The sequence below is a fragment of the Fuchsiella alkaliacetigena genome (assembly GCF_023227765.1).
Lineage (GTDB): Bacteria > Bacillota > Halanaerobiia > Halobacteroidales > Acetohalobiaceae > Fuchsiella > Fuchsiella alkaliacetigena.
In genome coordinates this window covers 43,226-51,077 of sequence record NZ_JALKBZ010000018.1, presented here as the reverse complement: position 1 = coordinate 51,077, position 7,852 = coordinate 43,226, and the positions used below count along the sequence as shown (strand labels likewise).

General features: G+C 37.7%; 6 protein-coding genes. 1 reads left to right on the top strand and 5 read right to left on the bottom strand.

The window, feature by feature from the left end:
- A partial coding sequence (locus MWH30_RS07155; protein WP_248663379.1) for a hypothetical protein occupies positions 1–210 on the top strand: 210 nt, incomplete at its 5' end.
- 168 nt (positions 211–378) lie between these two features.
- On the opposite strand, the gene MWH30_RS07150 is transcribed toward MWH30_RS07155, so the two are convergent.
- The 5 genes from MWH30_RS07150 to fdhF all read right to left on the bottom strand — a co-directional run bounded on the left by MWH30_RS07150 (position 379) and on the right by fdhF (position 7,844).
- Positions 379–747 (bottom strand): hypothetical protein, encoded by a 369-nt coding sequence (locus MWH30_RS07150; protein WP_248663378.1) that lies wholly within the window; start codon positions 745–747, stop codon positions 379–381.
- A 116-nt stretch (positions 748–863) separates the two neighbouring features.
- A complete protein-coding gene (selB, locus tag MWH30_RS07145; protein ID WP_248663377.1) occupies positions 864–2,768 on the bottom strand; it encodes a selenocysteine-specific translation elongation factor in 1,905 nt (634 codons plus the stop codon).
- Positions 2,765–4,171, bottom strand: coding sequence for an L-seryl-tRNA(Sec) selenium transferase (gene selA, locus MWH30_RS07140; RefSeq protein WP_248663376.1), 1,407 nt, complete (start codon positions 4,169–4,171; stop codon positions 2,765–2,767). The genes selB and selA overlap by 4 nt, the downstream gene beginning before the upstream one ends.
- 165 nt (positions 4,172–4,336) lie before the next feature.
- The gene (gene fdhD, locus MWH30_RS07135; protein ID WP_248663375.1) at positions 4,337–5,131 is read right to left on the bottom strand and encodes a formate dehydrogenase accessory sulfurtransferase FdhD; all 795 of its coding nucleotides are present in this window, start codon (positions 5,129–5,131) and stop codon (positions 4,337–4,339) included.
- 34 nt (positions 5,132–5,165) lie between these two features.
- Complete coding sequence (fdhF, locus tag MWH30_RS07130; RefSeq protein WP_248663381.1) at positions 5,166–7,844, bottom strand: formate dehydrogenase subunit alpha; 2,679 nt, start codon at positions 7,842–7,844, stop codon at positions 5,166–5,168.
- Between the last annotated feature and the right edge of the window lie 8 nt (positions 7,845–7,852).

Below are 7,852 nucleotides of genomic sequence, written 5' to 3'. Positions count from 1 at the left end.
GTAATCGGTATAGATAGAAGAAAATTAAAGCAGCCTACTTTAACATCAATATTGCAAATAATTGATAGAGTCAGAGTCATAACTTATAAAGTTAACGGAAAAGCTTACCGTGAAATCAAAGAACTAGATGATAGCTGCAAGAAAATAATTAGATTTCTTGGATTAAATGAAAACCATTTTGCTTGGAATGAAGCTAGTAATTCCACATAAAAGGCTAAAATAAAATGGTATTTTTATACTATTGAAAACTACTATTCACTTATGCGGAATATGGGTTAAAATGAAAGTAAGGTATGGAATTAGTATAGCCCAAAGAAAGAAGCAGGTGTTAAACACCTGCTTCTTTCTTTGAAAATTTTTCAAGACTAAATACTATATTTACCAAGGATCAAACTCAGTAATTTTACCGTGAATTATCATCTGCAGGGCCTGTCTACTGCGATTAACAAAACATTCCTCCATATGATAGGCACCACAGTGCTGACATAAGCCTTCTACCTGCCCCAAAAACTCTTCCATTTTAGCTTTATCAAAGTCATCTCTATTATCATCAGTTGAAAACTCTATATCTTCCAAACCTTCATTAGCTTTACGACCTGCCTTAGTGAAATCATGCAAATAGCTTTTAGCCTTACCAAAGTTACAGCCATCTTCACATTCAGATAAACAGCCTTTATCTCGACAGTGCTGACTAATATTCATCCAAACCTTACTTACTTTATGTTGGGGAATCGAAGTTACCGACATAATTAATAACCTCCTTTTGATAATTATTAATAACAGTTACTATTATTAATTATATACTAATTTATTATAGCTGTCAATAAGTATTTATTAAAAACTTTGAATAGTTTTCCTGTTAACTACTTTAAAACTCTCTTATCTCCAATTCGTTCTATTAAACCCTGTTGCTCAAAATAACTAAACAAAGCTAAAGTATACTTACGACTACTGGCTAATAAGTCTCTATAGTCACTTATCTCTATCTCCTCTTCTTGTTGTAAGTAGTTCTTTAACTTTTGCTCAGCCGTTAATAAAGCCTGTCGATGAAAATAGATCTCTCCTGCTACTCTTTGCACTTTATTTTCAGCTAATAATAATCTAAATAGTTCCTCAAATAGCTCTTCTGCTGCTGAAAAATTTGATTTTAGTTCAGCTAAACTAGGCGGAGTAAATAAGTTTTTTCTAAACTGCGCTTCTATAGCCTCCTTATGCTCTTTTTCAGCATAGCTTAACTCTACTTTATGCTCCGCTAATTTAACTTGGTCTTCCTTAATTTCAATCAACTCTTCAACTACTAGCTCTTTTAAAAATTGATTATACTCTCTTTTTTGCAAATGAATTTCTAGCTGATCTCTAAGCTCCTCTTTAGACCTGCCCCAGCGCAAATGATACTGTTGATGGTACTCTTCTAGTAAGGATATTAGATTATTTTTAAGAGTAGAGTAGTTAACCAGATGCAGATAAGTATTATCGCTTCCTAGCTCAAAACTAATAGCTTTTTCTTCAGTCACTAGCTGATTGCACTTCTCTATTAGCTCAGTCTCGTTTAAGCCAGTTTTCAAAATAAGCTCTTCGGCTTTAACTGTTTGAGAAGCAGACTTTAAAGCTAGTTCAACTCGGTCTAAGTCACTTCCCTTTTCTTGCACAGCCAATCTCTTAAGTACAGTCTGGCGAGCTGCCTTATATTTAATAGTCTGTGGAAATAGAATCTTACCTCCGCCAATAGTCAGCATTGGTGAATAACGCCTGACTACATAAGGCTGATTATAATAAGCCACCATCTCCTCTTCCAATCTTAATTGTACATAGGCCTCTTCGCCAGGATAAATCTCTGCTCCTTCTAAAATACTAACCCGCGCAAATACCTCTTTAGCTCCAATATGAACCCTTAATCTGTCGTTATGCTCTAAGCTCAAAGGAGCTTCCGGCAATAAGCTTAGCTTTACATCCATTAAGGTACTAGGACTTAAGCTACCCGGTGTAGCTAGAATATCCCCTCTATTAATGTCTGCTACCTCTATATCGGTTAAGTTAACTCCTACTCTTTGTCCAGCAACAGCTCTTTGAGCCGACTCGCCGTGAATCTGAATATTTCTGACTGTAACAGGCTTTACTTGCGGATAAATTACCACCTCCTCTCCTACTTCCAAACTGCCTGAAATTAAAGTTCCAGTTACTACTGTACCAAAGCCGGCTATAGAAAAGACTCTATCCAAAGGAAAGTAGAGATTACCTGCTTCATCTTTAGGAGCTAACTGCTCAGTTAAAGCTTCTAATTGAGCAGTCAGTTTTTCAACCCCTTGACCGGTAACACTAGATACCTCTATTAAAGGAGCTGCTTTTAAAAAAGTACCGGCTAAATTATCTTTAATATCCTCCTTAACTAGCTCCAACCATTCTTGATCTACTAAGTCCACCTTAGTAACTGCTACTAAGCCTTTATTTACACCTAATAACTGCAAAATATTTAAGTGCTCTAAAGTCTGAGGCATAACTCCTTCATCAGCACTAACCACTAATAAAGCTAAGTCAATTCCTCCAGCACCGGCTAGCATATTTTTAACAAACTTTTCATGCCCCGGAACATCTACTATTCCTAGCTCTACCTGATTAGCCAAATTTAATGAGCTAAAACCTAAGTCAATAGAGATTCCCCGCTCCTGCTCTTCGGATAATCTATCGGTATTAGTACCAGTTAACCTTTCAATTAAGGTAGTCTTACCGTGGTCAATATGTCCTGCTGTTCCTAGTATAAAGTGTTTCATTCCCCTTCCCCCTCTAGCAGCTTATTAAAGTGATTAACTATAATGGAAATCTGTTCTTCTTTCACTGTTCGCAGATCAATAATAATTTCTTCATCTTGAATCCGAGTAAATAAAGGGGGATTTAAGCTCCTTAGTCTATTGGCTAATTGATTAGCAGTTAAACCGGGAACTGTTACTTTAATTAAATAAGTAGCTAGCCTTTCACTAGGAAAAGAGCCACCTCCTACTTGCGAATAACCTTCTGCTTTTTCTATAGTCAAGTTGCTATTTAACTCTGCTAAAGCTTCTTTTAATTTGTCTGCTTTATCTGCCAATATTTGTAAATCTAGAGTCAACATTCGTAAAGTAGGAACCTTTTCTACCACCTGATCCAGATCTAGATAGAGTCGCAGCGTTTCTTCTAAGGCAGCTAAAGTAAACTTATCTACTCTTAAAGCTCTAGTGAGCGGATTCTTTTTCATCCTGCTTATATATTCCTCTTTACCAACAATAATTCCTGCCTGTGGACCTCCTAACAGCTTATCTCCACTAAAGGTAACTACATCAACTCCAGCTTCAATACTTTCTTGGACTGTAGGCTCTTCTAACTCAAAGCCATATTGACTAAAGTCTATTAGGGTGCCACTACCTAAGTCATCTAAAACAGCTAAGTTATTATCATTGCTTAGTTTAACTAATTTTTCTAAGGCTACTTCTTTGGTAAAGCCGACAATTCGATAATTACTGGTATGGGCCCGCAACAACAACGCAGTCTCCTCGTTAATTGCTGCTTCATAATCCCGCAGATGAGTCTTATTAGTAGCTCCCACTTCCACTAAGTGAGCTCCACTCTGCTCCATTACCTCCGGAATTCTAAAAGAACCCCCGATTTCCACTAGTTGACCGCGAGAAATAACAACTTCCTGACCTTTAGCCAAGGTATCCAGAGCCAATAACACAGCAGCAGCATTATTATTAACCACTAAGGCCGCTTCCGCTCCTGTTAAATAGGTTAATAGTTCACTTACATTATCGTATCTAGAACCTCTTTCTCCGCTCTCTACCTCTATTTCTAAGTTAGAATAATTATCAGCAACCTCCACTAATCTTTGCTGAGCTGATTCTGCTAATAAGGAACGTCCTAAATTAGTATGGATCACTACTCCAGTACCATTGATCGTTGCCCGCAAATTGGGTTCTGACCAGCCCTTCACCTTCTCTCTAAGCAATTCAACCACTCTATTTATTGCTAATTCAGAGTCTGAACTAAGCTTTCCCGCTAGAATTCGCTCTCTTAACTGCTCATTCACTCCGCGGATGGAATCCACTATTAAAGTTCTAGGATAATCCTTAAGTAGCTCTTGAACCTTCTCCTCTGCTAATATCTTATTCACCGCCGGTATCTGTCTTAAATAAGTTTCCATAGCCTCACCTCAATTCCTCGATAATAAAACTACTCTATATTATTTCAGTTATACTTTTTATTATTCTCGATTAACTATCTTTCTCCTCCTGAATCCCTAGATAAAGCCTCTAACAAATAAAAAGTAGAGCTCCCTTTAAAGAAGCCCTACTAATTAAATTCTAGCTTATCTTTTTACTCTATGCTTATGGGTATAAACATTCATTCTCTTACCTCTGGCAAAGCAGATTAAAGTAATCCCTAATTCATCGGCTATCCTAACTGTTAAAGAAGTAGGAGCAGCCCTGGAAATGAGAATGGATATTCCAAGCTTAGCTACTTTCAACAGAATTTCAGAAGAAACTCGACCACTAGTAACTACTAGTTTATCCTCCCACTCTATCTCCTCCATAATTACTTCTCCAACTATCTTATCCACAGCATTATGCCGACCAATATCTTCATTAAAAATCACTATCTCTTCGGGAGTACAAAGAGCTGAGCTATGAGAGCCACCAGTTTCTTTAAAGAGTTCAGCTCTTTGCTGTAAGTCCTTTACTAACTGTAAAGCATTATTAACTTCAACTTTCAAGTCAGTTTCAATCTTACTACATTGTAAAGAATCGATTACGTTATAGAAGATAGTTCCCTTACCACAACCAGAGGTAATAGTTCTTTGCCCGTGTAATTCTTCGACTAAAGAAGAAGTAGCAGTATCCGTTTCGACTTCCACTCTACCTTCCTCTTCATCTACTTTAAGTTCCTTGATATCAGCCTTAGTTGAGATCAAGCCTTCAGACTTCAAAAAGCCTAAAGCTAAATAATCCATCTTATCAGGCGTACACAGCATAGTAATTACCTCTTTACCATTAAGTACGACAGTCAAAGGCACCTCAACTACTACTGAATCAGTTACTTTTCTACCTCTTATTCGATCTACTTTCAATATTTCGATCTTTTCCGATTTCTCTAAGTTCTGCAATTCATTACCTCCAAGACTTCTATCTAAACTCTAATTAGCTTTTTTCTATATTTACTGCACATACTTTATACTCCGGTATCTTAGCTACTGGATCTAAAGCTGGATTAGTTAGCACGTTAGCAGCCGACTCAGCAAAGTGGAAGGACATAAAGACTAAACCTTCAGGAACTCGATCGGTAACAGTCACTTTAGATTCCACTTCTCCTCTTCTAGAGCTAACTAATACTCTATCTCCATCTTCTATCTCCATCCTTTGAGCATCAGCTAAGCTAATCTCCATTAGCTCTTCAGAATACTGTTCTTCTAAACCTGGAGAGTTTCCACTCATAGTTCTAGTGTGGAAATGGAAGAGCCTACGTCCTGTAGTCAAGACATAAGGATAATCCTCATCTGGCTTCTCTGCCGGAGGAATATATTCAGCCGGATTAAACTGTCCTAGTCCTCTACTGAACTCTCCTTTGTGTAAATACTTAGTACCTGGATGATCATAGTCTGGACAAGGCCACTGTAAGCCTTCCTCTTCGATTCTTTCATAGCTAATTCCACCGTAGATTGGACTTACTCTAGCTATTTCATCCATAATTTCGCTAGCACTACTATAGTCCCAGTCGTGACCTAAGCGATTAGCTAATTCCATTAGGATCTCCCAATCAGACTTACTCTCACCTATAGGTTCAATAACTTGATCAAGCTTTTGAACTTTACGCTCGGAATTAGTGAAGGTACCATCTTTTTCTGCAAAGCTAGCCGCAGGTAGTACTACATCGGCATATTCAGCAGTATCACTCATAAAGATATCCTGCACTACTAAGAACTCAACCTGCTCTAAAGCCTCTCTAATATGGTTAGAGTCAGGGTCACTTAGTACTGGATTTTCTCCCATTACATATAGAGCTTTAACTTCATCTTCTTCAATTCCATCGAAGATCTCCGTTACTGTTAATCCTACTTCATCAGAGAGTTCTACTCCCCAAGCTTCGCTAAATTTCTTATTAACTTCTTCATCATCTACAGCTTGGTAGCCTGGATAAACATTAGGTAATGCTCCTAAGTCACAAGCCCCCTGTACGTTATTTTGACCTCGCAGTGGATTAACCCCGGCATTCTCCTTACCGACATTTCCAGTTAGCATAGCCAAACAAGCAATCGATAATACATTATCTGTACCAGAGGTATGCTGAGTAATTCCCATAGCATAAAGAATACTAGCCCGCTCAGCTTCGCCGTACATATGAGCTGCCTTTACAATATCTTCTGCCGGCACTCCGGTGATTTCAGCTACATGCTCTGGATCATACTTTTCCATAATATCTTCAACTGCTTCAAAATTCTCAGTTCTCTTTTGAATATACTTTTTATCCAATAAGTCATCTCTGATAATCACGTGCATCAAACCATTCAATAAAGCAATATCAGTTCCTGGCTTTTGCTGTAACCAGAGATCTGCATACTTAACTAGATCAATCTTTCGCGGATCAGCAACTATCAGCTTACTCCCATTTTGCTTAGCTTTCTTAACTCTATAAGCGATTACTGGATGAGCTTCTGTAGTATTAGAGCCCGTTACAAAGATTGCGTCAGCTCCTTCAATCTCATCAATAGAGTTTGTCATTGCTCCACTACCAAAACTTTTGGCCAGACCGGCCACAGTAGAGGAGTGTCATAAACGAGCACAGTGATCTACACTATTAGTACCCATTACGGCCCGCATAAATTTCTGCATTAAATAGTTTTCTTCATTGGTACATTTAGCCGAACTAAGAGCTGCAGTAGCATCCCCACCGAACTCATCTCTAATTCTTCCAAAGTTATCGGCTACTTTATCCAAAGCTTCTTCCCAACTAGCCTCTCTAAACCTACCTTCTTCTTTAATTAACGGTTTAGTTAAACGCTCTTCGCTATTTACAAAGTCTAATCCAAACTTACCTTTAACACAGGTTTGACCTCGATTAACATTATCAGAATTAGTAGTCACTTTTACAATTTGATCATTTTCATCTATATTTAGTTCCAGTTCACAACCTACCCCACAGTAAGGACAGATAGTGGATCCCTTTTTTAACTCCCAATTTCTAGCTTTTCTTAAAGCACTCTTCTCCATTAAAGCTCCTGTAGGACATTCATTAACACATAATCCACAGAATTGACAGTTAATTTCCTCTAAAGGTAGATCAAAAGCAGTAGTTACTCTAGTATCAAATCCTCTATTTTCCAAATTGATAGATGCCTCACCCTGTACTTGCTTACAAAGATTCACACATTTATAGCAAAGAATACATTTTCTATTATCCCGAATAAAGAAGGGATTATCATCTTTAATTCCCTTAAACTCTGTTTTTTCTCCTTCAAATCTAACTTTTTTAACGCTATAGCGATAAGCATAATCCTGAAGTTTACAGTCTCCAGCCTTATCACAAGTTAAGCATTCTACATCGTGATTAGCTAACATCAGTTCTACTAAAACTTTTCTCATTTTTTTCAAGCTAGGGGTTTCCGTTTCAACTACCATTCCAGCGCTAACTTCAGTAGTACAAGCAGTTACTGGATCAGCTACCCCTTCTATATCAACTACACACATTCTACAGGCACCTTCGGGCTTTAATTCTGGACTATAACAGAGATTAGGAATATCAATTCCATTCTCTTGAGCTACTTCCAAAATAGTTTGCCCTTCAGTAGCTTCTAACTTCTCTCCATTAATAGTTAACTTCATATTACTTC

What these genes read in the sequence shown, in the direction of transcription:
- MWH30_RS07150 (WP_248663378.1), bottom strand. Translation starts at nt 747, where the DNA reads ATGTCGGTAACTTCGATTCCCCAACATAAAGTAAGTAAGGTTTGGATG.
- selB (WP_248663377.1), bottom strand. Translation starts at nt 2,768, where the DNA reads ATGAAACACTTTATACTAGGAACAGCAGGACATATTGACCACGGTAAG.
- selA (WP_248663376.1), bottom strand. Translation starts at nt 4,171, where the DNA reads ATGGAAACTTATTTAAGACAGATACCGGCGGTGAATAAGATATTAGCA.